The sequence below is a fragment of the Vibrio sp. genome (genome assembly GCF_984391705.1).
Genome location: NZ_CFHWOM010000002.1, coordinates 25,149 through 49,865, shown reverse-complemented (window position 1 = coordinate 49,865; position 24,717 = coordinate 25,149). Strand labels below are relative to the sequence as shown.

The 24,717-nt window shown below is 43.7% G+C and carries 27 protein-coding genes and 1 riboswitch; of the genes, 9 read left to right on the top strand and 18 right to left on the bottom strand.

The features are described from left to right. Position 1 precedes the first annotated feature (1 nt). Positions 2-709 carry a COG3650 family protein gene (locus AC4MRV_RS02565; protein WP_491185855.1) on the top strand — a complete coding sequence of 236 codons (708 nt, stop codon included), beginning with the start codon at positions 2-4 and terminating at the stop codon, positions 707-709. A gap of 109 nt (positions 710-818) precedes the next feature. Continuing rightward, positions 819-2,018, top strand: a complete 1,200-nt coding sequence (locus tag AC4MRV_RS02560; RefSeq protein WP_491185854.1) for a hypothetical protein — start codon at positions 819-821, stop codon at positions 2,016-2,018. A 47-nt stretch (positions 2,019-2,065) separates the two neighbouring features. On the opposite strand, the gene AC4MRV_RS02555 is transcribed toward AC4MRV_RS02560, so the two are convergent. From AC4MRV_RS02555 to AC4MRV_RS02540, 4 genes are all read right to left on the bottom strand, one after another. Next, on the bottom strand, positions 2,066-3,454 hold the full coding sequence (locus tag AC4MRV_RS02555; protein WP_491185853.1) for an SLC13 family permease: 1,389 nt from the start codon (positions 3,452-3,454) through the stop codon (positions 2,066-2,068). A 149-nt stretch (positions 3,455-3,603) separates the two neighbouring features. Then, positions 3,604-4,464 carry an alpha/beta fold hydrolase gene (locus AC4MRV_RS02550; protein WP_491185852.1) on the bottom strand — a complete coding sequence of 287 codons (861 nt, stop codon included), beginning with the start codon at positions 4,462-4,464 and terminating at the stop codon, positions 3,604-3,606. A gap of 106 nt (positions 4,465-4,570) precedes the next feature. Beyond that, a complete protein-coding gene (locus AC4MRV_RS02545; protein ID WP_491185851.1) occupies positions 4,571-5,158 on the bottom strand; it encodes a TetR/AcrR family transcriptional regulator in 588 nt (195 codons plus the stop codon). A gap of 114 nt (positions 5,159-5,272) precedes the next feature. Continuing rightward, a complete protein-coding gene (locus tag AC4MRV_RS02540) occupies positions 5,273-7,222 on the bottom strand; it encodes a HAMP domain-containing methyl-accepting chemotaxis protein (RefSeq protein ID WP_491185850.1) in 1,950 nt (649 codons plus the stop codon). A 266-nt stretch (positions 7,223-7,488) separates the two neighbouring features. Between AC4MRV_RS02540 and AC4MRV_RS02535 the strand changes: the two genes are divergently transcribed. Continuing rightward, positions 7,489-8,511: an acyltransferase gene (locus tag AC4MRV_RS02535; RefSeq protein ID WP_491185849.1), complete on the top strand. Its 1,023-nt coding sequence runs from the start codon at positions 7,489-7,491 to the stop codon at positions 8,509-8,511. Positions 8,512-8,540: 29 nt separating this feature from the next. Here the strand turns inward: AC4MRV_RS02535 and AC4MRV_RS02530 are convergent, their stop codons facing one another. The 7 genes from AC4MRV_RS02530 to AC4MRV_RS02500 all read right to left on the bottom strand — a co-directional run bounded on the left by AC4MRV_RS02530 (position 8,541) and on the right by AC4MRV_RS02500 (position 11,725). Beyond that, positions 8,541-9,053 (bottom strand): DNA mismatch repair protein, encoded by a 513-nt coding sequence (locus AC4MRV_RS02530; protein ID WP_491185848.1) that lies wholly within the window; start codon positions 9,051-9,053, stop codon positions 8,541-8,543. Continuing rightward, positions 9,053-9,439 (bottom strand): MAPEG family protein, encoded by a 387-nt coding sequence (locus AC4MRV_RS02525; protein WP_491185847.1) that lies wholly within the window; start codon positions 9,437-9,439, stop codon positions 9,053-9,055. Before AC4MRV_RS02525 ends, AC4MRV_RS02530 begins: the two co-directional genes overlap by 1 nt. A gap of 85 nt (positions 9,440-9,524) precedes the next feature. Next, positions 9,525-10,214 carry a glutathione S-transferase family protein gene (locus AC4MRV_RS02520; protein ID WP_491185846.1) on the bottom strand — a complete coding sequence of 230 codons (690 nt, stop codon included), beginning with the start codon at positions 10,212-10,214 and terminating at the stop codon, positions 9,525-9,527. 102 nt (positions 10,215-10,316) lie between these two features. Further along, a complete protein-coding gene (gene sigZ, locus AC4MRV_RS02515) occupies positions 10,317-10,889 on the bottom strand; it encodes an RNA polymerase sigma factor SigZ (RefSeq protein WP_491185845.1) in 573 nt (190 codons plus the stop codon). Further along, the gene (locus tag AC4MRV_RS02510; RefSeq protein ID WP_491185844.1) at positions 10,873-11,169 is read right to left on the bottom strand and encodes an ArsR/SmtB family transcription factor; all 297 of its coding nucleotides are present in this window, start codon (positions 11,167-11,169) and stop codon (positions 10,873-10,875) included. Before AC4MRV_RS02510 ends, sigZ begins: the two co-directional genes overlap by 17 nt. Positions 11,170-11,276: 107 nt before the next feature. After that, positions 11,277-11,426 (bottom strand): hypothetical protein, encoded by a 150-nt coding sequence (locus AC4MRV_RS02505; protein ID WP_491185843.1) that lies wholly within the window; start codon positions 11,424-11,426, stop codon positions 11,277-11,279. Between the two features lie 77 nt (positions 11,427-11,503). Next, on the bottom strand, positions 11,504-11,725 hold the full coding sequence (locus tag AC4MRV_RS02500) for a DUF1289 domain-containing protein (protein ID WP_491185842.1): 222 nt from the start codon (positions 11,723-11,725) through the stop codon (positions 11,504-11,506). Between the two features lie 237 nt (positions 11,726-11,962). On the opposite strand from AC4MRV_RS02500, the gene AC4MRV_RS02495 reads away from it, so the two are divergent. Further along, entirely contained in the window at positions 11,963-13,048 is a 1,086-nt protein-coding gene (locus AC4MRV_RS02495) for a permease (protein WP_491185841.1), read from the top strand. Positions 13,049-13,214: 166 nt separating this feature from the next. Then, the gene (locus AC4MRV_RS02490) at positions 13,215-13,484 is read left to right on the top strand and encodes a DksA/TraR family C4-type zinc finger protein (protein ID WP_491185840.1); all 270 of its coding nucleotides are present in this window, start codon (positions 13,215-13,217) and stop codon (positions 13,482-13,484) included. Between the two features lie 48 nt (positions 13,485-13,532). On the opposite strand, the gene AC4MRV_RS02485 is transcribed toward AC4MRV_RS02490, so the two are convergent. Beyond that, entirely contained in the window at positions 13,533-14,444 is a 912-nt protein-coding gene (locus AC4MRV_RS02485; protein WP_491185839.1) for a LysR family transcriptional regulator, read from the bottom strand. Positions 14,445-14,586: 142 nt separating this feature from the next. Here AC4MRV_RS02485 and AC4MRV_RS02480 point away from each other — a divergent pair, with 142 nt between their 5' ends. Next, a complete protein-coding gene (locus AC4MRV_RS02480; protein ID WP_491185838.1) occupies positions 14,587-15,762 on the top strand; it encodes an MFS transporter in 1,176 nt (391 codons plus the stop codon). A 58-nt stretch (positions 15,763-15,820) separates the two neighbouring features. On the opposite strand, the gene AC4MRV_RS02475 is transcribed toward AC4MRV_RS02480, so the two are convergent. Continuing rightward, a complete protein-coding gene (locus AC4MRV_RS02475; protein ID WP_491185837.1) occupies positions 15,821-16,192 on the bottom strand; it encodes a YybH family protein in 372 nt (123 codons plus the stop codon). A gap of 100 nt (positions 16,193-16,292) precedes the next feature. Here AC4MRV_RS02475 and AC4MRV_RS02470 point away from each other — a divergent pair, with 100 nt between their 5' ends. Beyond that, positions 16,293-17,159 (top strand): LysR family transcriptional regulator, encoded by an 867-nt coding sequence (locus AC4MRV_RS02470; protein ID WP_491185836.1) that lies wholly within the window; start codon positions 16,293-16,295, stop codon positions 17,157-17,159. A gap of 112 nt (positions 17,160-17,271) precedes the next feature. Next, positions 17,272-17,562 carry a hypothetical protein gene (locus AC4MRV_RS02465; RefSeq protein ID WP_491185835.1) on the top strand — a complete coding sequence of 97 codons (291 nt, stop codon included), beginning with the start codon at positions 17,272-17,274 and terminating at the stop codon, positions 17,560-17,562. Positions 17,563-17,617: 55 nt separating this feature from the next. Here the strand turns inward: AC4MRV_RS02465 and AC4MRV_RS02460 are convergent, their stop codons facing one another. The 3 genes from AC4MRV_RS02460 to thiD all read right to left on the bottom strand — a co-directional run bounded on the left by AC4MRV_RS02460 (position 17,618) and on the right by thiD (position 20,390). Beyond that, on the bottom strand, positions 17,618-18,364 hold the full coding sequence (locus AC4MRV_RS02460; RefSeq protein ID WP_491185834.1) for a phosphatase PAP2 family protein: 747 nt from the start codon (positions 18,362-18,364) through the stop codon (positions 17,618-17,620). Between the two features lie 146 nt (positions 18,365-18,510). Beyond that, positions 18,511-19,470, bottom strand: a complete 960-nt coding sequence (locus AC4MRV_RS02455) for a GGDEF domain-containing protein (protein WP_491185833.1) — start codon at positions 19,468-19,470, stop codon at positions 18,511-18,513. A gap of 89 nt (positions 19,471-19,559) precedes the next feature. Beyond that, positions 19,560-20,390: a bifunctional hydroxymethylpyrimidine kinase/phosphomethylpyrimidine kinase gene (thiD, locus tag AC4MRV_RS02450; protein WP_491185832.1), complete on the bottom strand. Its 831-nt coding sequence runs from the start codon at positions 20,388-20,390 to the stop codon at positions 19,560-19,562. 82 nt (positions 20,391-20,472) lie between these two features. Next, a riboswitch (TPP riboswitch) is annotated at positions 20,473-20,584 on the bottom strand. A gap of 128 nt (positions 20,585-20,712) precedes the next feature. On the opposite strand from thiD, the gene AC4MRV_RS02445 reads away from it, so the two are divergent. Beyond that, a complete protein-coding gene (locus AC4MRV_RS02445; RefSeq protein WP_491185831.1) occupies positions 20,713-21,612 on the top strand; it encodes a LysR family transcriptional regulator in 900 nt (299 codons plus the stop codon). 164 nt (positions 21,613-21,776) lie between these two features. On the opposite strand, the gene AC4MRV_RS02440 is transcribed toward AC4MRV_RS02445, so the two are convergent. Further along, positions 21,777-21,956: a hypothetical protein gene (locus AC4MRV_RS02440; RefSeq protein ID WP_491186046.1), complete on the bottom strand. Its 180-nt coding sequence runs from the start codon at positions 21,954-21,956 to the stop codon at positions 21,777-21,779. Between the two features lie 528 nt (positions 21,957-22,484). Then, a complete protein-coding gene (locus AC4MRV_RS02435; protein ID WP_491185830.1) occupies positions 22,485-24,377 on the bottom strand; it encodes a PhoX family protein in 1,893 nt (630 codons plus the stop codon). Between the last annotated feature and the right edge of the window lie 340 nt (positions 24,378-24,717).

Genomic DNA, 24,717 nt, shown 5'->3' with positions numbered 1-24,717 from the left:
TATGGCTCATCGCTTGGTCTCCACCTCACTGCTCACCGCCACCTTTCTTGTGGCAGGTTGCTCATCTCCCTCTCCTGACATAGAAACCAATCACACCAAAACGTCACCTGCTGCACTGGATGTCACCACTTGGGTTAGTCAACAACTGCTAACATCGGAGGGCATCGAGCTCGACGCTAGCGATATGCGCTACTTAACGGGCAGTGCCGATCTAAACCAAGATGGGCAGCAAGAAACCATTGTTTTAATGCAAGACAGGTATTTTTGTGGCAGCGGTGGATGCTCAGCTTTTATATTCGATCAGTCAGGCAAGGTGATTTCTCGCATGACAGTTGTCAAACCACCGGTCATCCTAGCTGATAGTTATCGCAATGGCTGGCAGGATTTCATTGTATGGAGTAATGGCGCTTATCGCCTGATGAGTTTTAATGGAGAAAGCTACCCAGCAAATCCATCACTTGAACCCACGATAGATAGGAAGGAAGAGCAACAACTCGCGCTCGCTTACGTGATGGCAACGGAACTCTATCAACAAGACGGTTACGACATTATGCCCGCACCACCTAGCCAATTGTGGACACCCGCAAAGCAGTACCATTTCACCTTTAAGCATTACGGTGACCCCGAATTTATTTATCACGCCATTGTTGATTTAAATAATGGTGACATCAAAGTAGACACTCTCCCAATTGAAGAACTGGGCAACTAAATTTGCTGGCTTAGAAAACGCATCGCTAAAGAGCAGCCAAAGAGAATAAAAATGGAACTTAATTGAGTTCCATCCACTCCAACCGACTTTATCACTCAATAACTTTTTTATGTCTGCCATACTCTCTGTCGCTTTAACATCTGCGCTTCTAACCGAACCCAGCCTCAATACACTCACTTATCAAGTGAAACAGCACACTTTCGACCCTTCTGTAGTAACCGTTAGCGTCAACACCAGTGCATTCACCCAATTTCAAGTTATTCCCGCACGCACAATGCAAAGTGATATTCAGCCATCGCTTATCTGCGAGACATCCACTGGTGAACAAAACATAGCAACTTACAATACAGATTTAACATGTACGAATGTAAGTTGGACACTGTCATTGGCGGAAGTTGATCAGCATGGCTTTGATATCGCAGAGCAGTTAGATAGCTACTCGGCTGATAAGGGCTGGTTTTTTATTAGTGAGTTTAATTCGCTACCTCGTTTCGTAAATCACGACCAGCAGCCCATTGACGCAAACATCATCTTGCCAAATGGCAAAAAGCAGATAATGCCGAAAACCACACAGCCGCCACTATTTTTAGTAGGAGGGTTAACCCCGATATCGCTTGATATTAACGGATATCAAGTTGAAATCAGTTCTGACACTCAGCAAGTGTTAGACGCCATTGAACAATGGAAACCTGCATTCGAAACCCAGCTTCGATACTTGGTGAGTCTCTACCCACAAAGAGCTACACGTAGTTGGAATGTCGCGTTTTTCGCTCGTGATAAAACTGCGGGAAGTGTTAGTGGCGCTGCCGGCAGCGATACGATATTAGTCAACGCGCTCCAAGAAAACGGGAAGCTAGATTTTGATTCAATGCCAATGCTACTTAAAATCGCCGCCCATGAATCGATGCACATGATTGAGCAATCTACACCTCTATGGGCCTCCGAAAGTCTGGCTGAGTATTACGCCATGAAATCACTTAAGAAAACCTCTTACTCTTTTGTGAGTGCTGATACGCAGTGGCAACAATTTAAGCAATCTTTCCCGCTAGCAAGTACAGGCCTGCTCGAAGCTCACCAGAAAGTCTCTGCACAAGGAATGCAGCAGTATTACCCACTGTTTTATGTCAAGGGTCCGGCATTTTGGCTAAATATTGATAACGCATTAACAGAGGCTGGCTCAAGCCTAGATAAACTCGTCGCAAACTTTACCTTTGAAGCAACGGGTGAACTCTCACCATCATCGGTCAAACAAATAATGCAGGTTATCGGAGAAGAGGGTTGGCAGAAGATTGCTGAGAATTATCTCTAAAGTTGGAACAAGACAGCGCTATGTAGCGCTGTCTTTGGTTAGGGAGGTTACGCCCAGAAACTTAGAGCGATAAAGGTCAACGCGCCAATACAAGCAAGGTTCAGCAAAATACCGACACGCATCATTTCACTTTGTTTGATATGACCTGAGCCAAATACAATCGCATTCGGCGGTGTCGCCACTGGCAGCATAAAGGCACAAGACGCCGCGACAGCAATCAATACCGACAGGATTACCGGAGACATACCAAACGCTTCAGCGACGCTCGCAAAAACTGGAATGAGCAGCGCCGCACTGGCTGTATTACTGGCAAATTCAGTCAAGAACACAACAAAAATGGCAATCACAGCCACTATAAAGAAAATTCCTAAATGGGCGATCATGTCACTTAGGCCATTAGCCAAAAAGACACTCGTACCGGTCGCCTTCAGCACATTGCTCAAACAGATACCACCACCAAACAGGAGTAATACTCCCCAGTCAGCCGTTTTTTCAATATCTTTCCAATGTACAACTCGGGCAAAGTTAACAGCGACGATCGCCCCGAGAGCAACGACAGTGTCGAACTTAGCGTAGCCACCTAGCATTGCATTAATAGGCTTACTAAAAATCCATAAGCAAACCGTGGCGGCAAAAATGGCTAGAGTAACAATTTTCCCTTTATCCCAATTGACTGCTTCGCGATTCAGTTCGAACTGACCGTTTAAATCGGGCTTAAGTGCGAAGAACAATACAGCAATAGCCACAGGCAATAGTACCAATGTTGTTGGCACGCCAAAGCTCATCCACTCAGTGAACGTTAAGCCAACTTCTGCCGCAGCAATTGCGTTAGGAGGGCTACCCACAATCGTTGCAATGCCACCGATACTGGCACTGTACGCGATACCTAGCAGAACAAACACATAGGTTTTGTGACCACTTTCAGAGTTCACTTTGCTCAAAACACCAAGAACCAGAGGGAGCATCATTGCTGTCGTGGCCGTATTACTGATCCACATTGACAGCGCAGCGGTCACACCAAATAGCATAAATACAGCAACACTCATTTTACCTTTGGCGAGGATTAACACCTTGTCTGCAATAACCTTGTCTAAGCCTTGTCGATGCATTGCAGCTGCGAGAGCAAAGCCCCCTAAGAATAGGAAGATAATTGAGTTGGCAAAATTGTTTAGCGCTGTTTGGGTATCAAACACCCCAAACAACACTGCCATGATGGGTACTAAGATTGCGGTCACGGTAACGTGAAGCGCTTCCGTCAGCCATAAAATGGCGATAAACGTTAGCATACAGATCCCCAATACGACTTGAGGATCAAATGGAAGGGTAAAGTACATGACCGCAAACAGTGCAACATCTGCCAAGATAATCATACTGTTGCGGTTAAAAAACCATTCTCGGGTATTGTTGGGCAAAGGGACACTATCATTTCTATTCATTATTATATTTCCTTATGAGGGCCTTGTGGCATAGCAAATGATCCCACACATACCCATTTGGAAATATTTTTCATTGCAAATTTGTTAACCACATCAAAAATGTGGTTAACAATGTTAAGTTAATGAATAGTATTAATAAGTTCCCATCATCAGCTTGATTGAATAACACTTAATCTATCAAAAGTTTGCATCACTTCGGAACATTTCATCACACGTCCATGACCTTGCCCCTGAGTCGCCACTAACTCGACATTCGGCATCTCTTCAGCGGCTCTTTGGGATACTGAGAACTTAGTAAACTTATCATCTTCATCATGAACAATAATAGTCGGTGCAGTGCGAAGTTTTAGTTTATTGTATGGATCGACCGATTGAATCGGATAGCGATACTGCTCCTCAATTTCTGCAACCACACTGTTAAACAGCTTCATCGAATAGCCCGAGCGCGCAACACTCCCAAACAAGTTATCAAGATAATCCAACACAGGCGCGATCAGCAAAAAGGGTTTATCAACCAATTTCTGATGATGACATTCGATCGAAGAAGCTGTGCCCATGCTATGGCCAACTAGACCCGCAACGTCATCTACGCTATCGAGTATGGCCTCTAAGCCGTGTACGAATGCAGGAATATGCCCGTACAAGCCTTCGCTCTGTCCATGAGCAGGATGATCATAAGCAAGTGCTGTAAATCCTCGACTCGCGATATGTTCCATCAAAGGGTAATACTGACTCGCACTACCAGACCAACCATGGGTTAATACCCAGACAGGTCCAGTACCAAGTTGATACGTCTTTAGCGTTCCCTCTTTTGAAACCACTTCACCTTTTACTAAACCTTGGGGCTCAGCATTTTTTGGTTGAGTACGAGCAGGGGTCAGCAATAATTTGCGTGCAGTTTTCTGTGCATGATTGGGCGCAACAGTATGATGTAGCCTCGTAGTTAAGTTTACTAAGCTCTTCTTAACACTAAATTTATTTGACGTATTAAAGTAAATCTTCTCACTCATGGTCACTGTCCTTTCTATCTTCGCTTGTCATTGGCAGAAAAGCGAACGACCGTGCTATTTTAAGTTAAATAATAAGCCAAGTACGAACACTTAGCTTAACTCGATTCTATTTCCAGCTGGCGATAAGGCGCCTAACACCTTGCCAGAAATGTTGATAACTCGCCTCTTCCCCGTGTAGGGAGTAAAACAAGTGGGCGCTTAAATACAAACCATACAACTCAAATGTGGCCTGTTTGGGATCGAGGTCTTGGCGAAACTCACCACTCTCCACCCCTTTAGCAACTTGAATACGCAAATACTCAATCCAGGTTGCAATCGTTTTTTTCAGCATTTTTTGGGTTGGCGGCGCTTCCGCACCTGTTTCTTTCCACGCATCAAGGAACATACAACTGCCTTGAAACGAATGGTTCCAGCCCAACCAGTTATCAAGCAACATCGTCAGTTTTTGCTCAATGGAAATCGCGGTATGTTCGCGGGCTGGAGCAATGACGCGTTGGGTAAATACCTGATTTGCAAACTCTAATACCGAAATCTGCAGATTGTCTTTGGAATTAAAGTGAGCAAACAAACCACTCTTAGACATGGCGCACTGCTTTGCCAATTCCCCGATGGTTAGACTTTCCAGACCATTCTCACTCGCAAGCTCAAACGCTTTGGCTAAAATATTTTCTCGGGTTACTTTGCCTTTACTCATACAACCATCTCAAACATCGTCTCTTTATTTTTAGCACAGTCGTACTTTTTTTCCAATATGAAAGTGACAATTAGATCAATGCCGCTCTATGAGCGGCATTCAATTAAGCAACACCTAGTTGATGGTAAAGCGTTTCATCTGCAGGTCTAAGTTCTGTGCCACTTCTGTTAACTCATTGGCCGCAATAGATATCTCGCCAACAGACTGAGTATTTTGAGTGGATATTTCATTAGTTTCTTGGACACTACCGCTGACATTATTCGCCACTAAACTTTGCTCTTCGACCGCCGCAGCAATCTGCAAATTCAGTTCGTTAAGCTCAAAGATCGAGCTCTTAATCGCTTCAAGCTTATCGGTTGCTGAAATCGCTCGCTCCGATGTTTCGAGTACCTTGTTATGACTACTGGTAATCGAGTTAGTCGCTGTTTCAGCCCCAGCTTGAAGGCTAGTTATCAAGGTTTCAATTTGATGAGTGGCTTCTTGGGTACGTTGCGCTAATGTACGAACTTCGTCAGCAACCACTGCAAATCCGCGGCCTTGATCGCCTGCACGCGCCGCTTCGATAGCTGCATTCAGCGCTAATAAGTTGGTCTGCTCAGCAACACCGCGAATGGTTTCTAGTATCGATCCTATGTTGATAGACTCTTGATACAAGCCTTGGATTTGCTCCACACTGGCCGTCATTTCGTTTTCAATCGTCCGAATATCAGTCAATGTTTGGCCTACCACCTTCAAGCTCTCTTCAGCGCTGTGTGTGGCTTGCTGAGTAAAGTTTGACGCTCCTTGAGCGCTGGTCGAGATTTCTAGCGTACTGGCTGACAGTTGCTCCACGGCGGTTGCTATGCCATCCATTTCAGTTTTCAGCGCCTTAGAAGATTCATTGGTCGTATTAGTAATCTGGGATAACTCCTCTGACATCACCCCAGCTCGGCTGCTAGAGCCTAATACCTCACTCACAATATCACGCAACGATACGATGGTAACTTGCATATCATCCAGTAGCTCTCCCAGCTCATCACGACTATTGTTTTCAATCTTGATAGCCAGGTTGCCATCCGACAAGTGCTGGGACACCACCTTGACGCGTGAAATTCCGCTTAATATTGAGTGGCGCACCCAAACTGCGAAACTGATTCCGATAAGAATAGCGATCGCTGAGGCCATAAAAATGGCAGTCACGGTTTGCTCTTTACGCTCTTGCAGTTGAGGGATTAAAACGTCTTGTTGTTCTATCGCTGTATATTTGATCGCTTCTAGCTCTTTTGAAATGTCTTCACCAAGGTAAATCAAGTCACGAATCAGTGCCTGCTCTTGCGATTTCAGCTCGACTACATGCTCAAAGTCTTTGCCATATTTTATACGTTCGCTCTCAAACTGAGAGAACAGCGCTTTTTGTTCTGGCGTCTTCAAACTCTTTTTCAACGCCGATTCAGCTTCTGGAAGCTGCTTGTTGAGGTAACTGTTTGGCGCGGATAGAGGGGTTTTCTGTTGGTCTTGGAGATAATTAGAGACAGCGATTTTGGCAAACAGGAATTTTTCCATCAATATTGCAGAATAATACTCAATGTCAGCGTCTCCACTATCATGCGCTCCTTCCAGCAATGATTCGATCGCCCTCAATGCGGCTTTTTCTTGCTGCCTCATTGTGCCATTGAGTGACTTATCAAACTCATGTACTTCTTGTTGTAGCAGATCAAAATCATGCGCATAGTCGGCGACTTCCGTTTTTATCTTCGCAAAATGGCGTAAACTTTCTTCGTCGTGAAGATAGCCTTCCAAATCGGTAAGCAGTCGTTTCGTTCTCTCAAGCCTCTTATTGAATTCCGCCATGTATTTATCATCATGAGTTGCTAGAAACTCATTAACCCCTAGCCTTGTTTGTAACATATTGGCTTGGATCTGACCGATCAAGGTCGTTTCTTTTGACAACTTGCTAAACGTTTTAAAACTGGCGCTCGCGTTTTGCATACCTTGGTAGCTCACATACGCAGAGATACCGAAACAGATAAAACATGCCAGAAACGCAATAATGATTTTGGTACTGATCTTAATGCCATTAAGCATACCGCCTCCAATATACAGAACAAAATACTATAATTTCACAAATGCATTACAATCACAAATAATTAATGTCACTTACATTTTAAACTTGTATTCATTTGATTAAGTTAGGTATTTTCCCCATATCAGTTTAGGTGCTGAAAAGAGATACTGCTCTAAAACTCCAGATCACGTGGGTAAAAACTCATATAAAACACTCATCCAAATCATGTTTCTTAAACTCGCCAACTGATACCTTTTGCGGCTCAGTTTTCGAGAATACGTATCTTATGAGTCATCAAAAAATTATCAGTATCGAGTTTGGTCGTGTCGTTGCCATTCTCGCAATCGTCGCAATGCACTGCCAAATGTTTCTCACTTATTGGCAATACGACGGTACTCCTTGGCTTGGTTACTTGTTTAACCAAACAACACGATTCGCTGTACCACTTTTCTTTCTCATTTCAGGCTACTTAATTCAGCCTAAATTAATCGTAGACCCTATCTCGACTTTGAAACAGTATCTCTCTCCTTTACTGAGAATATTTATTGTTTGGAGCGTAATTTGTTTGTTGATGCCATTTAACTTTCAAGTCGTATTTGAACAAGGTTACTTAGTTGAGAGGGAGGGGTATTGGCAGTTCCTCGCCGAATCTCCTTTGAACTCCATATTGGAAGGTGGATTGGTTCACCTATGGTTTATTCCGGCATTAATGTGTGCCGCTATCATCACTGGCATCTTAGCTAAGTTAGATAAACTGGTCTTGCTATTGCCGATTTCAGTTGGTCTATATGTTTATGGTGTGTTGGCGGGCAGCTATTTAACGCTCACAGAGCTGTGGACCCCTTTCTTTACCCGAAACGGTCCATTTTTTAGCACTTTACTCTTTGCTATTGGATTTGTGATCCGTCAGCGTGGAATCACTGCCACCAGCCAACAAGCCGCCATGTTGGCCTTATTTGGTATGGCTATACACTTTGCTGAGGCAGCATGGCTTTATCAGTTTGATCAACCGTTCAACGCCAACGATTTCCTATTTGGTACAGCTCTGTGGGGCACAGGTTGCTTCTTTTGGCTATTATCGAAGCCAGAGCTTGGCAAGGGTTTATGGCTGACATCACTAGCAAAGTTTGTATTACCAATTTATGTCGCTCACCTACCCATCATAATATTGATGATGAACGTTGCAGGCTTCAACGAACTGACGGATTTACCAAAAGATGGACTGGTACTGGTTGGGAGCTTAGCAACGACTCTTCTCTTGGTCTTTGGCTTGTCTAAAACGCCACTCTATCGCTGGCTTTTCCGCTAATCATTAAGCGATGACTTAGTCATCGCTTTTTACTTTCTAGCTAAGTCGCGAGCCAATATAAGGGCTAAACCGAAAATCTGGAGAAACAAGCCGATATTTTTGTACCAAGCGATTTCAGCATCCAGCTCGTTCATTTGCTCGCTGAGCGTCAAGTTTTCTAAGTAGAAATTATCAATACGTTCACGATGTGTTTGCTGAGCTTGATTGATTAACCCCATAAGCTCACGGAGGTTTGCCTGACTAATTTGAGGTACAGATTTATTAACCCATTCACTCAATTGATCTTGCAAAGCTTGGCTGATCACTGCTGACCTGTCATCTTCTTGCCTTAGATGTAGCAGTAACATCTCCCGTTTACGCTCTAGGGTTTCAACACTATTCCATGCTAGTTGAATCGCATAGAGGTTCTCATCCTTTTCTTCAGCGAAAACATTGTGTTGATAACCCAGCTTATCCAGTACAACACTCGACATAAGTATTGCCATTACGTTGAGTATTAAACCGAACAGGACCAAAACCCATGGAGGCGGCAAACGTTGCATTACCACAACCTATCAAATGGTAAGTACGCGAGATTCAAGACCGCAAGTATCACCATCACAAGAAACGTAAGCTTCATTCCTGTAATACGACCTTTGAGTTTATCGGCAAGAATGCTCTTAGCATGAAGAATACGTCCTACCACAAACGCCACGCCACAGAGATGAACCATCCAAAGGCTGGCTCCGTTGAACTCTAAGAGCGCCATCAAAATCAATGTGATCGGTACATAATCGACGGCATTACCGTGAGCGCTTCGCGCCACCTGCAATGCATCAATGCCTCCATCGGCATATTTTACTTGTGCCTTTCGCCGCTGTTTAATGACTTGGATAGATAACCAGATCATTAACACTGCTAGAATAGACGCATATAGCGCTGTAACCATGAAGCTCTCCTCTGTCGTATTAATAACCAATTAAGCATAAAAAAGCCTCGCTGAACAGCGAGGCTAAAAAGGATGAGATCTCAAATTAACAACAACTTGTGCCGCAACCAGAAGAGGCTTGGCAATCTTCACCTTTACCTAGGAAGGTTTTCTCTGACAAGTAGAACGCGGCAAAGGCCTGTTCAAAGTCATCAGATACCGTTTTTTCAACTAAGCCAGAATCCATGAGTGCTTTACGCCAAGCTTGTACTTTAGGGAAACCTTCTAGCATGTCGAAACAAGTACGAGATTTAATAATGTAGGAGCGATGAAGCAGAGGTAGCCACGCGATATCGACATTACTCAATCCTTCCCCTTTAAACATCGGCCCGACAATTTGTTGTTCTGCTTTAGCGAAGGCTTTCGACAATTTTTCAATACGTTCAACCAACGTATCTTGAGTGGCGCTGCTCATTGCACCACACTGAGGAAGGTAGTGTTTAGAGCCAAGGTAAGACCATGCTCGGTCAAGAGCGCGCTGTTCATTACTGATCCCCGCCTCTACTGGGCCAAACTCATCTTCGATAAACTCAACGATCGCGTCTGATTCAAACAATGCCGTGCCGTTGTCAGTAATCAATACAGGCACTTGACCATTTGGCGAGATGTCCAAGAACCATTGAGGTTTGTCTTTTAGGCTGATGTACTCGATTTCGTACGCCACATTCTTTGCTTCTAGAGCGGCTGTCACACGTTGGACAAATGGACAAATTTTAAAACTAACGACTTTGATCATCTTATTACTCACTTTTTCAATTAGGGAGGATGCCTGTTTTACATCCCTTACACCTTTAAGACGATGTGAGTTTGAAAAAGACGAACAAAACCTAAAATTATTTTAGCAGTTATCACAACCCTTTGAATTTCTTTGACAATCAATAACTGCGCCCTTCTTATCCAATTGCAAAGTACAACATTCTTCAAATAGCTTTTTGAGTTGCAAGCGGCTTTGCTGGACACGAGATTTTAATGTGGAATAGCTGATTCCCACTTTTTCTGCGAGTTGCTTTTGGCTCTCACCCTGCAACTCAACAGCCTCAAGCAATTGAGATTGTTCATCAGGCAGGGCATAGATAAACGGTTTAATGCAATGAGACATTTCTTGTTCGATCGTCTCTTGTGATTGCTCAAACCACAAATCATCAGCAACTAAATCATTGTCGCGCTGCTGACGAGCGCGTTTTCTGTAGAAATCGATTATAGTTCTATTAGCCAGTTGGAATAGCCAAGCTTTTACGCTTTCACTTTCTTGAACTTGTGAGAGGCTCTGGTGCGTCTTGATCAAGATTTCCTGCAGCAGGTCATCAACATCGTCAACGTTGGACACCTTCGAGCGCAAAAATGCTTTAAGTGCCTGCTGATACTGAGCCCAAACCGTATCGAGCTGAAGCGAACTAACTGCACTTTTCATCTGCACAACACTCATCTTGCAAAAATCCTATAACGCCTTCCAGACATTGATATTCAGCTACACAATATAGTGTGCGACCTTCACGGCGTTGACTAAGTAACCCTGCTGAGGCCAAACTTGAGATGTGATGCGACAGCGTCGAACCAGGGATTCCCATTCGCTCTTGTACAGCACCGACAGCAATACCTTGATAACCCGCTTTGACCACAGTTTTATAGATTGAAAGACGAGTCGGATGACCGAGCTCTTTCAATGCTTTTGCTACTACTTCGAGTTCCATAACGACTCCACTTAACATATATTTCCAGAATAATCGAAATATATGTTAAGTGCAACCGCTCAACTCCACCATGGATTGTTTCTCGATTTAATGTCTAAACCGCATGATTAGTAAACCCCCAGCACAATGGAAGTCAGTAGAATACCGACCATAAAACTTGGTGTATGGAACGTTTTTTCCTTAGCGCGGTAATACTCTTTTGCGATTTCTTCTTGGTAGCTTTTGATTGCCAACTCTCTTACATAGTTATTTTGCATAGTTCTTTCTCCTTTCATTCATTAATAGTGAGGATAAAACCTAAAGTTAACTTGAGGTAAAGAACTATTTTTATATTTTAACTCCTTGATCTATGGCTAGGACCGACAGAAAAATCGTGTTTTCTGCTCTGTTTTCGCAAAGCGCAACGAGATAGCGTCTCTTTCTGTTCAGTTATACTCATCTCGTTCCAACCTAATATTTCAGCTAAGGATCGAAAGCAGCCCAAACAGATATCGTCTTCATCTAAGCAACAATTTCGAATACAAGGGTTGGCTAACTTTGGTTCACTGGGTCGCATACAAGTCCCCGCCCTACTCATCTTCGCATTCATTACAGTTTAGCTAAACTAGCAAGAAGCCACTCGCCTTACGCTGTCCCATTGAGTCGTTCTTGGGTTGATATCCATCTTTTCTAATCTATATTTCCATTTTTATCGAAATATTTATTGATCTTTGTCTGTTTATTTCTATAATTCGAGAAAAATAGAAATGAGTTTTAATTGAAAGCTCATGATTCCTAAATTTGGAGCCACACCATGAATAACGAAATGATGACAATGGCAAGCGAAGCACTCAACATGTTTGCCTTCTTAGCTACGGAGCTGATCATTCTGTTTTTAGCCATCAGCTATATTGTTGGCGTGTTGCAAGAGTTTCTTACCCCAGAAAAGATCCAGTCGATCTTAAGCTCACGCAATGGCAAAGGTTATATTATTGCAGCGCTTTTAGGCGCAATTACCCCCTTTTGCTCTTGCTCAACCATTCCTTTTTTAAAAGGTCTGCTAAGAGCAAGAGCGGGATTTGGCCCCATGATGGTATTCTTGTTTGGTAGTCCACTGCTTAACCCTGTCATCATTGGTTTGTTTGTCGTTACTTTCGGTTGGAAAGTCGCGCTGTTTTACTTCCTAATTGCCATGACAGTATCGGTTGTTGCTGGCTATGTATTAGAAAAACTTGGCTTTGAAAAATACGTAAAGCCAGAAGCCTATCAAGCTGTTGAAAGATCTAGTTGTAAAACAAGCTGTGAAGCGAGCAAACCTACAAAAACTGAAGCCAATTCATGTAGTGCAAAAACCGCATGTGGTGAACCAACTTTGCCAGCAGCAGCGCAGAGCACTTGTTGTGGAACTAAAGCCGAGCCAAAAGTTGAAGTCAGTTGCTGTGGTACAGATGGCAGCGCAACTGCAACTCTCATTGAAGCAAAACAGCCAAATCGCTGGGCGAAGATTTGGCTATCGACTTGGAATGATTTTAAACAGGTATTTCCTTACCTAATGCTGGGTATCGCGATAGGCTCCTTTATTTATGGCTTCATTCCTACAGAATTGATTGCTGAATACGCTGGCGCAGGTAAGTGGTATGCGATCCCTGTCGCTGCAGTGATTGGTATTCCCCTTTATATTCGCGCAGAAGCCGTCATCCCACTGAGTGCTGCACTCGTTCAAAAAGGCATGGCTCTTGGCTCCGTGATGGCGCTAATTATTGGCAGTGCAGGGGCAAGCTTAACAGAAGTCATTTTGCTAAAGTCGATATTCAAAAATCAGATGATTGCGGCTTTCTTAACCGTAATCCTTGGAATGGCCATTGGCGCAGGCTTCTTGTATAGCTTTATTTTTGGCTAAAACGACAACTGCCCTACTTATATCAGTAGGGCTTTTTAATAGTAGGTTAGACCCACGCTAGCAATTATTGCGTTTGTGTAATACTGATTATCAAAGCCAGTTATTATCATTTTCCAGTCAATAATTAATAATGCATCTCCAGTCATTCATACATTTGGAGACCATTATGGCTAATGGATTTACAAGAGATGGTGGCGTTCAAGAACAAATCGATGCCACTGTTATTGATGCAATCCAGCGCGCTCGCGCGCACCTTCAGCATGAACACAACGAAACAGATTACTGTTTGGAGTGTGGAGAACTCATTCCGAGTGCACGCCGAAAAGTAATACCTGGTGTGGAGTTATGTGTTGAGTGCCAAGAGAAACATGACGCGCGCACAAAAGCATTCAGCACATTTAATCGACGAGCCAGTAAAGATAGTCAACTGCGCTAACAATGATGAGATAAGCGCTCCGTAAGTGCTTATCTCGTAATGATTATCTTACTTTTCAAATGCCGAAAATAGGTGTTCCAAAAACAAGCGAATGCGTCTAGGCATGTAGTCGCGGCTTTGGTAGATAACGTGTAAGTCGGCGCTCTTGTTTGAAGTCGCAGGGCTAAAATTTTTCGTATAGTCATCAAGTACCGTTACTAACTTACCTTGCTCTATGTCTTGCTGGACATCCAACATAGACTTCAAAGCAATGCCCGCTCCTTCAATTGCCCACTGGCGAATCACTTCGCCGTCATCCGAACATCGGTTGGCAATCACAGAAACCGACTGCTGCTTTCCAAAAACATTAAAATACCAGTGCCTTAATTCTTCATTACCTCTGACTAGCACAAGACAACGATGACTAAGTAAATCACTTGGCACTTGAAGGGGTCCGCTGTCAGCTAAATATTGTGGTGACGCACAAAGCACGCGATGACTTGCAGCCAGCCTTCTTGATATTAATTGACTGTCTGCAAGCTCACCATAACGGATCACGAGGTCTAGGCCCGACTCGGCAAGGTTCGACAAACTGTCGTTCAAGTAAAGATGAGGCGTCACATCTGGATAACGCTGACTAAATGCGGAAAGCAAAGGAGCAATATACTGCTTGCCTATGTCTTTAGGGGCTGAGATTTTGAGCGTTCCTTTAACGTCGTTAGTCCCTGTTTGCATCATACTTTCGGTTGCATGAACACTATCTAAAATTTCCACACAAGCCTTATAGTAAAGTGCCCCAGCATCGGTTAGCGACAGATGTCGCGTACTTCGATGGAGTAACTTTACACCGTAACGCTGTTCGAGATTTTGTAATCTCGCGGTCACTGTCGCGGGTGATAAGCCTAACGCTCGTCCCGCCGAAGCTAGCCCTTGATTATTGATGATGGCGACAAACATTTCCATATCCGAAAACTTGTCCAATCGTGCCCCCATTATTTAGAAAATCTGAATAATTAATTCAAATATTACCCAATTATCAAAATATGTCGAATCAATATACTGACCCTATTAACGCAAGCGCAAAACGAGTCGCTTGCATGTAGGACAACTCAGCGAGATTCGAATGACTAACGAAAAAATGCCATTACAAGTTTGGATTCTAACCCTAGCGGCTTTTGCGATTGGCACCGCAGAATTTGTTATCGCCGGCATACTGCCTCAAGTTGCTCACTCTCTCTCCATTACAGAGGGACAAGCAGGCTATTTGATCAGTGGCTATGCTCTTGCGATTGTAATAGGGGGACCATTACTCACGATTTACCTTACACGTTTCAACAAAAAATACGTTTTAACAGGGCTCATGGTTCTGTTTATTTTAGGTAACGTACTTTCTGCCTACGCTCCGAATTATGCGGTGCTTATGCTCAGTCGGGTGATCACAGGCCTAGTACAAGGGCCGTTCTATGGCATCGGCGCTGTTGTAGCAACAAGCTTAGTATCGGATAAGATGGCTGGGCGCGCGGTCGGACAAATGTTTGCAGGTTTAACGTTAGCCAATGTCTTAGGTGTCCCAGGAGGAACATGGATAGGTTTGCAATTTGGCTGGCATACCACCTTTATGACTGTTGCCGCACTCGGTCTGATCGCTTTGGTCTTTATCTCTAGCTTCATTCGCGCCACGGGACATGAGAAAGCTAAAGAAATACAAGCACAACTCAACGCATTCAAAAATCCGCTACTTGTAATGAGTTTAGCTGTTACCGTTTTGGTTTGGTCAGGATTTATGACTCTATATGGCTACCTCGCCCCAATCGCCATGCATGTCAGTGGGTTTGGTGAACACGATGTAACTTGGATTTTAGTCGTTGTTGGTGTCGGACTTATCATAGGTAATAACCTTGGGGGACGCTCCTCTGATAAGAACTTGCAAAACGCATCCATGATATGGGCCACAGCGATGATCGTTTCGCTCTTGCTAGTCGGCGCAAGTGTTGAGAATCAGTGGCTATTTGTCGCATCAGCCTTTGTGTTTGGCATTGCGTCCTTTGCGAATGTGCCAGCCATGCAACTTCGTGTGATGAATCATGGTGGTGAAGGGCAAGAACTCGCGGCGACAGCGAATATCTCTGCCTTTAATTTGGCAAATGCTTTTGGCGGCTTTCTTGGAGGTATAGTGGTAGACAGCCAATTGGGTGCAGGCATGATTCCCTACGCGGCTATTTTAGTCCCATTAATTGGGGTTGCCCTCATTGCCCAAACGAACCGCAAAGAGGCCTCAGTAAACAAAGAGTTCGCATAGTCATTAGGCTGCCAGTTGGCAGCCTAATGCATAACATCGGATAGGGAAAATATTGTGCTTATCGCTCACCTAACACTTCAAACTCATCATAGGTGAGCCTTGCTTTACCGTCTTCTTGCAACGTCCAAACTTCTTTATGTACCACGCCAAAGGCTTTGTTCATGGTCCATTTAGACGACAATAGATAACTTTTCTCGTCCAATTTAGTCCAACTGACGTCAGTATATTCGACACCACTGAAACCTTGGTCCATGATCTGTTGCCAAAATGCTTGGACCCCTTCACGGCCTTCAAATGTCCCAAACGGTTTTGCCACCATCGTAGCATTCGGAGCATATTGCTCGGCGCAACCTTTGGCGTTTTGTTGATTAAACGCCTGCTTCCACGATTCGATACCCGCTTGGCACGCTTCTAATACTGAATATGTCATTGTCGCTCTCCTTTAAGTAATGCACTCAGTGTAGAGTTATGATTAACTAAGAAAAACAAACCAATAAGAAATCATAGTTCTATAAAAGAGAACAGTAGCCATGAATAAGCATCGCCAAATGACACTCTTTATGCACATCGTCGACTCCGGTTCTATCTCAAAAGCCTCAGAGAAACTCGACCTATCCAAATCAGTACTCAGTCAAGCACTGAAGCAGTTAGAAAAGGAACTAGAGTGCACTCTACTCAAACGAACGACACGAAAGCAAAGTCTAACGCCACAAGGGCAAGCGTTTTACCAGCACTGTTTGGCAATGAATGAGATTGTAGATAAGGCTTGGTTAGAAATGAAAAATGCTCAGAGTGCACCTTCAGGCAGAGTGTCGATAACAGCCTCACACGCTTTAATGGAAAGCGTCGTAACGCCAGCTGTCGCAACCCTCTTCAAGCCATACCCAGATGTGATACTCAATTTGATAGCCGACGATAAACCCTTGGATCTCATGCAGCACGACATCGATCTTGCTATAAGGGTTGGAGAATCAAAAGACAGCAATTATCGCCAACGTAAGGTAGGGGAATTTAGAGACGTATTATGCCAGTCTAAATGGAGCCAAATCCCTCCACATCAGGCGCATTATGTTGCTAACCAATGGCAAAAAAAGCAGATTAGCCACCGCTTAACTCATCAAAAAACGGGGGATCATCAAGAATTAGAATTCAATGCAAAGCACCGAGCGAATACCATAAACCAAGTGGCCACTATGGTGGAAATGGAAATGGGTATAGGTTTACTACCAGAATTTCTTCTGCATCAATATGCCAACATAACCCCATGCTTACCAAATTACCGTTTACCAAAATCTAATGTCTACGCCATCCATTCCTATTCGAGGACACCTCCAATCGCCGTGTCTATGGCAATAGAAGCAATAGAGCAACACCTGAAGCAAGCGATGAACACCTGATAATTTGCGTAAAGTTTAGTCTAAATCAATCTTCTTATTTATTTCACGTATCATTCAAATTAGCTGTCCTACACTTGTTTAAAACGCCATTATCAACAGCAAGGAGCAGCTTATGATTACCAAACATAGAGACTATCAACTGCAAGATAACAACCACTTTCATGCTCATGTCGAAATTAACCCTATTGGCGTACTTGACGTTGAAATAGTCGAGAATAAACAACACCATCAAGCCGAATTTAGCGAGCTGAGTTTTATGAAAGTTGATGGGCACACGCGATTATGTGGCCGCCAAGATGCAACGCCTTGGCAGTTAGAGCTCAACAATAAAGATGCGGAAGAGATTAATCGCCTGATTGATCAAGCAAGCGAAGAGTTAGAAATTTTGATGCGTGATTTATAAAAAACACAGTGGCGCAGATCGTATCTCTGCGCCAACTCCCTCGAACTTAATTCGATTATTTATGTGCAAGTATGGGTAACTTAGTCAGTACTTTTTCGCTTAACCTATCGAATTGAGGAATCAATAAGTAAACCGCGCAAATAAAGGATATGGATCCAATAAGATCAATTGGCCTATGCATTCCCAACCACAGCCGACTATACGCAACGCCAACCGCCCAAACCGTTAAGATAACCGCTAGCCCGTACTGCCCAGACTGAATAAACAACCCACCAAAAAAAGCCACGCAAATAGCTGCAAAAATCGTATGACCTGAAGGAAATGAGTAGTCTTTTTCTCCTTGCCAATGACGCGTTCGCCACGGACTTACCTGCTGAGAGATCTTATCAATCACTTCAGCTTGTTGGGTTGAATTCAAATTATAGAAATGCGTTGGTTGAGGAATCAAAAGTTGATGCGATAACAGCTCTGTGTATGGGCGAGGACTCTCCGTCATTTGCTTTAAGCCTGTTTTTGCCGCAAACCCAATCACTAAAATAACGGCCAGCTGGATACATTTGGCAAGAAACATTTTTGGAGAATCGATAACTTTCCAGCTTATTGCTAGAAGGCAGGTCAGAGTTATGATGAATCCTTTCGAGCCTGCAGAGTCAGTTAATGCGGTAAAGAATAGCCCGGTGAAAGTGGACACATCGCCGAGCAAATCAATATGACTAACCAGTAACGACATTGGGGCAACCAACAATACAAAGATGGCCAGTAGTCCTAAGCCATACTGCTTATTCAATAGATACTCTTTCACTTTCGCTCTACTAGGTAAACTCAACTTAGCGTCTATTAAACGCCTATTTACTGCGAAATTTATCAAAGCTATGTCAATTCAGTGAAAGATCCCCCGACAATGCTAGCTCAGTACCATGCCGCAATAAATCGCTCAATGGATCTCATTCAACTCGGGCTTTTTTTGGCTTGGTACATCCTTTGATCTGCAAGCTCAATAAGGCTTGAGAGCTCGACACCGTGAGCCACTTTTGCTGACGCGACTCCAACACTAAAATGGATTTGGTACTCTTTATTGTTACTCACATTATAAGCGTCTACTGCCCTGCGAAAGCGTTCTAAAGCAATATTGGCAACCGTCTCAGAAGTCCCAGACATTAAGACAATAAATTCATCACCTCCTATGCGCGCGAGCACATCTGAATCTCTAAACGATCCTTTAAGCAGACGAGCAAATGCCTGCAAAACTTCATCTCCAACATGGTGTCCATAGTTGTCATTTACATACTTAAAATCATTGAGGTCAAAATAGGCGACAGAAATGGAGAGCTTGCTAAACGCACAGTAATCTATTGATTTCTTCGCTAGCTCTTCAAACCCCCTCCGATTAGAAATCTGAGTTAACGAGTCAAGTGTCGCGGCTAGGTTATTAGAAAGCTCTTGCTCAGCCATTTTAGCCAAATCAACCAGATCTTGAATCTCATGTTCCGTTAACTCACGTGGCTTAGTATCAATCACACAAAGCGTTCCCATCTTAGTATTATCGTGATGGACCAAAGGAATACCTGCGTAAAAACGAATATATGGCTCATCTTCTACAAGTGGGTTACCCAAAAAGCGTGGGTCTAGCTTTGCATCAGGAATAATAAATGGCTCATCACCGAGAATAGCATGACCACAAAACGAAATATTCCTCGGCGTTTCAGTGACTCCAAGACCAAAACATGATTTAAACCATTGCCGATTAACATCCACCAAACTCACGACCGCAATCGGTACATCCAAAAGACGTTTAGCAAGGCGAGTGACCCGATCAAACCTCTCTTCTGGCTCAGTATCCAAGATTTTGAGCTGCTGTAGGTTATCGATACGCTGAGTTTCGTTATCTGGCTTTTTAGGCTCTTCCATGAGTCAAAACTATTAAGGAATGATAATCATGATCTTAGCAGGCAAGAGTCAAGTTGCTTAAAATATGAGTAAATTTTCCGCCCCTCTTGCTATCGCACGTTGATATGACCAGCAAAAAAGTGATGGACAGGACCATGACCATTCCCCACTTCAAGCTCGTCAGCATGAGATATGGCCTGGGAGATATATTGCTTGCCAAGATACACCGCTTTGTGAAGTCGATTACCTTGTGCAAGGTAGGAAGCAATCGCAGAAGATAGGGTGCAGCCTGTTCCATGGGTATTCTTAGTATTAAAGCGACGTGCTCTTAACAAATCGCAGCTGGACGCTTCAATCAATAGGTCATTACTGTTGGAGTCACTTTCTAAATGCCCCCCCTTCAAAAGAACTGCTTTAGCGCCAAGTCCGCGTAATTGTTCAATCATCGCTCCCATGTCGTCTTCTGTTTTTGGCACCTCACAAGAAACCAATGCGGCCGCTTCTGGCAAGTTAGGGGTAATTAAATCAGCCAATGGTAAGAGCTCACGCTTTAACACATCTATCGCCGCGTGCTTGAGCAGCAAATCACCACTGGTAGCCACCATCACGGGATCAACCACTAGATGCTTCGGTTTGTACTGGCGAATTTTCTTTGCGACCGTTTGGATAATCTCTACATCTGCAAGCATGCCAACTTTTACAGCAAACACATTGAGATCTGAGAACACCGCATCTAACTGGCTTTCAATATGCTCTATAGGAATGGGATGAATGGCAGAGACACCACGTGTATTTTGTGACGTAATCGCGGTGATGACTGAACAGGCATATCCTCCAGTAGCAGAAATCGATTTGATGTCGGCTTGAATGCCTGCGCCACCACCACTGTCAGAGCCAGCAATAGTGAGTACTATGGGTGTGTTGTCTTGCAAATGTGGCATGAATGCTCCTACTACAAGACGTACAGGAACTCTCAGCTATGTCGAATAGACGGCAGGTGAGTGCGTACACTCTGGATTGATGAGCAATACGCGGATAGTTCCCTACGTCAGTGTTAACTGAATCAGGTTCAACGGGTCTCGCACAGCGATCTCAGCCATTTCACATACATGCTCAGGCTCCCCGACTATTTGCTGAGAATAATAACAGCAATTTAAAACTTCATGCACCTCTAATTTTCGAGACGCAATGAAGAGCAGCTACCCAAACAGATGGTTATCGTTTAATCTCATAGTCATAAAATACATTTATGAAGAGAGCGTAATGCTGAATCCCGTTTGGCTCAAAACATTCACAACCCTTATCGATACAGGTCATTTTACTCAAACAGCAGAAAAGCTGTATATGACTCAACCAGGTGTTAGCCAACACATTAAAAAGCTGGAGTCGGCTTGCGGATACGACCTAATCAAACGTGATAAAAAGACATTCACTATCACCGAACAGGGCTCAGCGGTTTATCAATACGCCAAAACCTTAGAAAAAAATGAGGAGCTGTTGATTAATTCTCTCGGCCAAGACGACCCTTATGTGGGCAGTATTGCGCTTTCTTGCTCCGGATCCTTAGCGCTCATGCTTTACCCCAAACTGCTAGACTTACAAGCTGTGCATCCGACTCTAGTTCCTCATGTCGAAGCGGCACCACAACACAAGATCCTAAAAGACATTCTCGACGGTCACACCGATTTAGGGCTAGTCACACAAGTACCTGACGACCCACGCTTTAGCAGTGAAAAGTTAGGCCATGAGCCGCTCTGCTTGATGCTACCAACATGCAATCTACCAGACGAAAACAGATTAACTGCTGAGTATTTAAAACAACTAGGCATCATCAAACACCCTGATGCCCAGCACTACTTTTCACTCTATTTTTCGCAATGTGGCGACTCACTTCTGGCGGGATTAAGCATCGAAGAAATGCCTATATCAGGTTACGTCAATCAACTTGCTCAGATCTTGCTACCTGTCTCCAAAGGCCTGGGCTTTACTGTGCTACCTAGGAGCACATTAGACAGCTTTGTTGATAGAGACAAAATAGCCATATTTTCTCTACCGCAAGAAATCACCGAAAACGTATATTTACTCGCTAAGAAACACCGTAAGTGGCCGGCAAGGTTTTTCACTGTTAGAGACACAATAAAGACAAGCATGGCCTCAAACTAGGCTCTTACTCTGGTTAACAAGAAAATGGGGTGGTTTTCAATTTAATCAACGAGCTAGTCAATCAAAAGGCAGTAAAATAAATGGAGAGAGAGTTACAAGAGGCAGGGTTTTAGTAGGAGTGCACCTTAATACTAGAGCACTCCCACATCGGCAGGTGTGAAAGACTAAGCTTCTAACACTTCCTCACCCAAAACTTCAGACAACAGTAGCTGATCCGTTTCATCAAGCTTCATACCTAACACTGGCAAACCATGCTGGGCAGTCCAACAACAGAAGAAAACCACAATTGCTAATGCGAATAGAATCACTGATACCATAGCCAAAACCTCCTCCTTGGTTAACATTACCAGTACCTGGCTAACCAAAAGATGCCGCTATTTCGCGAAGGCCGTCATGCAATACTTTATTCTTTTACGTTTTGGATCCACTAGAGTCGAAAATGGCTCAAATATGTGTTTCTGTATCGTGCAGTGTATTCGTATTAACTATTGAAATTGACTCGGTCTCAACACCTTAAGTTAGATTGGGTACCTTCTAAATATAGGCGCCTCCTACAAATGAAGCAACTACATTTAGTGGTATTTCGATACAAAGTCACAATTTTTATGCTTTCGTGCACATATTCGTTTCAACGGGAGATATTTCTAAATTTCACGATTACTTAAGAAGCTTTTATGGCTCCATTTTTCTTGTCTCGAAAAGGGAAATAGCACTTTGTGCAAAGATAAAGATTACCTTCTAACACGTTTTCTTCTCCTTAAGAGTAGAGATGAGGATTTATCAGAATAAACGGATAACATCCCTAAGAAACAAGAAAAGCTCTAGAGTCAGGCACTCTAGAGCTTTTAAGTTAGCGATTGGCCAAAAAGGGCTTACGCGCCAATCACACCACCATCTTCTCGAGTAATCGCCATGATTGTGGAGCGAGGTTTACTAGTTCCACCAGCAGGGAAATGTGAAGGAGCCCCTTTCTCACCCGGGTGCTGAACACCCACAAACATCGTTTTATTATCTGCTGAGAAAGTTAAACCTGTGATTTCACAAGCAATTGGTCCTGTAAGGAAACGACGTACTTCACCAGTCATTGGGTCACCACAAAGCATTTGGTTATTGCCTTGCCCTGCAAAGTCACCTTTATTTGAGTAGTTACCATCCGTTTGAATCCATAGACGGCCGGCGCTATCAAACCCAATACCATCAGGGCTATTGAACATGTTCTCAGCGGTAATGTTGGCACTACCCGCATACAAGCTGTCTTTATGAACTTGAGGGTTACCAGCTATTAAGTACAGATCCCACTCAAATTCAGCGCTAGTATGGTCGCCACCTTGTGGAACCCAGCGAACAATCTGACCATAATGATTTTCTTTACGTGGGTTCGGGCCTCCGACTGGTTGGCCTTCTTTCACACCTCGATGCTTGTTATTCGTCAAGGTACAGAACACGTGCGTATTGTTTGGATGGACAGCTACCCATTCAGGGCGATCCATTGTTGTCGCCCCAACTTGAGTTGCCGCGCGACGAGCAAAAATCATCACTTCAGCTTGGTCATTGAAGCCATTGTCTTTGGTTAAACCGTTCTTTCCGTATGTTAGCTCAACCCACTCACCTTTGCCTTTCAGCTCTTTCTCATCCATTTCGAACTTGGCAACATATAAGGTGCCTTCTTCAAGTAGATTGCGGTTAGCTTTATCGTTACCTTTTTGGTATTTGTTTTTGGAAACAAACTTATAGAGATGCTCCCCACGTTCATCATCCCCAAGATAAACAACGACATGACCATCATCGTTAATAAGAAGTGCGGCGTTTTCATGCTTAAAGCGGCCAAGAGCCGTACGTTTTAGTGGTGTAGATTTGGGATCGTTGGGATCGATCTCAACGACCCAACCAAAACGGTGAGGTTCATTTGGGTGTTTAGCAACGTCAAATCGCTCATCCGTGTCATGCCATTGATACTTACTTTTCGCTGCTTTAACACCATAACGCTTGTGGTCATTACTCAACTCTGCCGTGCCACTCGTACCAAAGTAACCGTTAAAGTTTTCTTCACACGTTAGATAAGTTCCCCAAGGGGTTTGACCGTTAGCACAGTTGTTAAAAGTGCCTAATGGCTTCATACCAGAAGGGTCTAGCTTAGTTTTCATCAAGTCATGGCCCGCCGCTGGACCTGTAAGTTGCATTTGCGTATTCGCGGTAATACGGCGGTTACGTTGGCCGCTCTTATCTAGCTGCCAACCACTCTCTGATTTAATGATTTCAAATACGGTGACGCCGTGTGCAGCCTGCGCTTTTAGCACGTCATCAGACGTCATAGCTTTACCACCATGATCAAACAGCAGATCATAGTTGGTGTACTCGTTATTCACCGCAATCACCGCGCGACTCTCACTAATAGGGAATAGGCTCATGCCATCAGTGTTATCACCAAACTGAACCATCTGATCTTTAGATCCTTGCTTACCACTTGGATCAAATTCTGGTGCTCCCGGGAAGATAGGGTCTCCCCATGAAAGTAAAGGCGTTGCTTTGTAGCCTTTAGGGACGATGAAAGCATCAGCAGTAGAAGCTGGTACCGCTTCAAAGTTAAGCAGTGAGTTATCACTCTTTGCTGCAAATGCTTTAGTGATTGGGTTTAACGAAAGAAATGCACTTGCACTTACTGCCGCTGTCCCAGCTAAAAATCGGCGTCTTGAAAGACGCGCATCGATCATTTGGCTGAACTCAGAATCCTGATTATCACGCTTATTGTTTGAAACTGGACACATTGCTGGCTCCTTGCTTAGTTTTATATTAATAGCGAGGGGGATAATAGAAGGCACAAATGACAGATAAATTAACTTATTGTTTCGTATGGATTAAAACCAGCTTGCAGATTTACTACACTTACATGGCAGGCTCATTAAAGTGCGCCATGGTTCAATTTTAGTAAATAAGGTATGGTGTACATGCAAAAAAATGTGAACTAAAGCCTAGATTTTTACAAAATTGGCCGCTAAATTGATCCCTGTTCATGAGGAACTTGATTCACATAAGCTCACTGACGAGCAGATTTGTATTTACGTGAGGGAATATCATGAAGAAAATGAGAAAAGCACAGCTGCACCG

Excerpts from the sequence above, each read along its gene's own strand:
- AC4MRV_RS02525 (WP_491185847.1), bottom strand. The coding sequence starts at position 9,439 with ATGGTTACAGCGCTATATGCGTCTATTCTAGCAGTGTTAATGATCTGG.
- AC4MRV_RS02470 (WP_491185836.1), top strand. The coding sequence starts at position 16,293 with ATGAATAAGCATCGCCAAATGACACTCTTTATGCACATCGTCGACTCC.
- AC4MRV_RS02555 (WP_491185853.1), bottom strand. The coding sequence starts at position 3,454 with ATGAATAGAAATGATAGTGTCCCTTTGCCCAACAATACCCGAGAATGG.
- AC4MRV_RS02475 (WP_491185837.1), bottom strand. The coding sequence starts at position 16,192 with ATGACATATTCAGTATTAGAAGCGTGCCAAGCGGGTATCGAATCGTGG.
- AC4MRV_RS02495 (WP_491185841.1), top strand. The coding sequence starts at position 11,963 with ATGAATAACGAAATGATGACAATGGCAAGCGAAGCACTCAACATGTTT.
- AC4MRV_RS02540 (WP_491185850.1), bottom strand. The coding sequence starts at position 7,222 with ATGCTTAATGGCATTAAGATCAGTACCAAAATCATTATTGCGTTTCTG.
- AC4MRV_RS02510 (WP_491185844.1), bottom strand. The coding sequence starts at position 11,169 with ATGGAACTCGAAGTAGTAGCAAAAGCATTGAAAGAGCTCGGTCATCCG.
- AC4MRV_RS02445 (WP_491185831.1), top strand. The coding sequence starts at position 20,713 with ATGCTGAATCCCGTTTGGCTCAAAACATTCACAACCCTTATCGATACA.
- AC4MRV_RS02530 (WP_491185848.1), bottom strand. The coding sequence starts at position 9,053 with ATGCAACGTTTGCCGCCTCCATGGGTTTTGGTCCTGTTCGGTTTAATA.
- AC4MRV_RS02565 (WP_491185855.1), top strand. The coding sequence starts at position 2 with ATGGCTCATCGCTTGGTCTCCACCTCACTGCTCACCGCCACCTTTCTT.
- thiD (WP_491185832.1), bottom strand. The coding sequence starts at position 20,390 with ATGCCACATTTGCAAGACAACACACCCATAGTACTCACTATTGCTGGC.
- AC4MRV_RS02465 (WP_491185835.1), top strand. The coding sequence starts at position 17,272 with ATGATTACCAAACATAGAGACTATCAACTGCAAGATAACAACCACTTT.
- AC4MRV_RS02520 (WP_491185846.1), bottom strand. The coding sequence starts at position 10,214 with ATGATCAAAGTCGTTAGTTTTAAAATTTGTCCATTTGTCCAACGTGTG.
- AC4MRV_RS02500 (WP_491185842.1), bottom strand. The coding sequence starts at position 11,725 with ATGCGACCCAGTGAACCAAAGTTAGCCAACCCTTGTATTCGAAATTGT.
- AC4MRV_RS02480 (WP_491185838.1), top strand. The coding sequence starts at position 14,587 with ATGACTAACGAAAAAATGCCATTACAAGTTTGGATTCTAACCCTAGCG.
- AC4MRV_RS02560 (WP_491185854.1), top strand. The coding sequence starts at position 819 with ATGTCTGCCATACTCTCTGTCGCTTTAACATCTGCGCTTCTAACCGAA.
- AC4MRV_RS02550 (WP_491185852.1), bottom strand. The coding sequence starts at position 4,464 with ATGAGTGAGAAGATTTACTTTAATACGTCAAATAAATTTAGTGTTAAG.
- AC4MRV_RS02545 (WP_491185851.1), bottom strand. The coding sequence starts at position 5,158 with ATGAGTAAAGGCAAAGTAACCCGAGAAAATATTTTAGCCAAAGCGTTT.
- sigZ (WP_491185845.1), bottom strand. The coding sequence starts at position 10,889 with ATGAAAAGTGCAGTTAGTTCGCTTCAGCTCGATACGGTTTGGGCTCAG.
- AC4MRV_RS02535 (WP_491185849.1), top strand. The coding sequence starts at position 7,489 with ATGAGTCATCAAAAAATTATCAGTATCGAGTTTGGTCGTGTCGTTGCC.
- AC4MRV_RS02435 (WP_491185830.1), bottom strand. The coding sequence starts at position 24,377 with ATGTGTCCAGTTTCAAACAATAAGCGTGATAATCAGGATTCTGAGTTC.
- AC4MRV_RS02505 (WP_491185843.1), bottom strand. The coding sequence starts at position 11,426 with ATGCAAAATAACTATGTAAGAGAGTTGGCAATCAAAAGCTACCAAGAA.
- AC4MRV_RS02490 (WP_491185840.1), top strand. The coding sequence starts at position 13,215 with ATGGCTAATGGATTTACAAGAGATGGTGGCGTTCAAGAACAAATCGAT.
- AC4MRV_RS02440 (WP_491186046.1), bottom strand. The coding sequence starts at position 21,956 with ATGTTAACCAAGGAGGAGGTTTTGGCTATGGTATCAGTGATTCTATTC.
- AC4MRV_RS02455 (WP_491185833.1), bottom strand. The coding sequence starts at position 19,470 with ATGGAAGAGCCTAAAAAGCCAGATAACGAAACTCAGCGTATCGATAAC.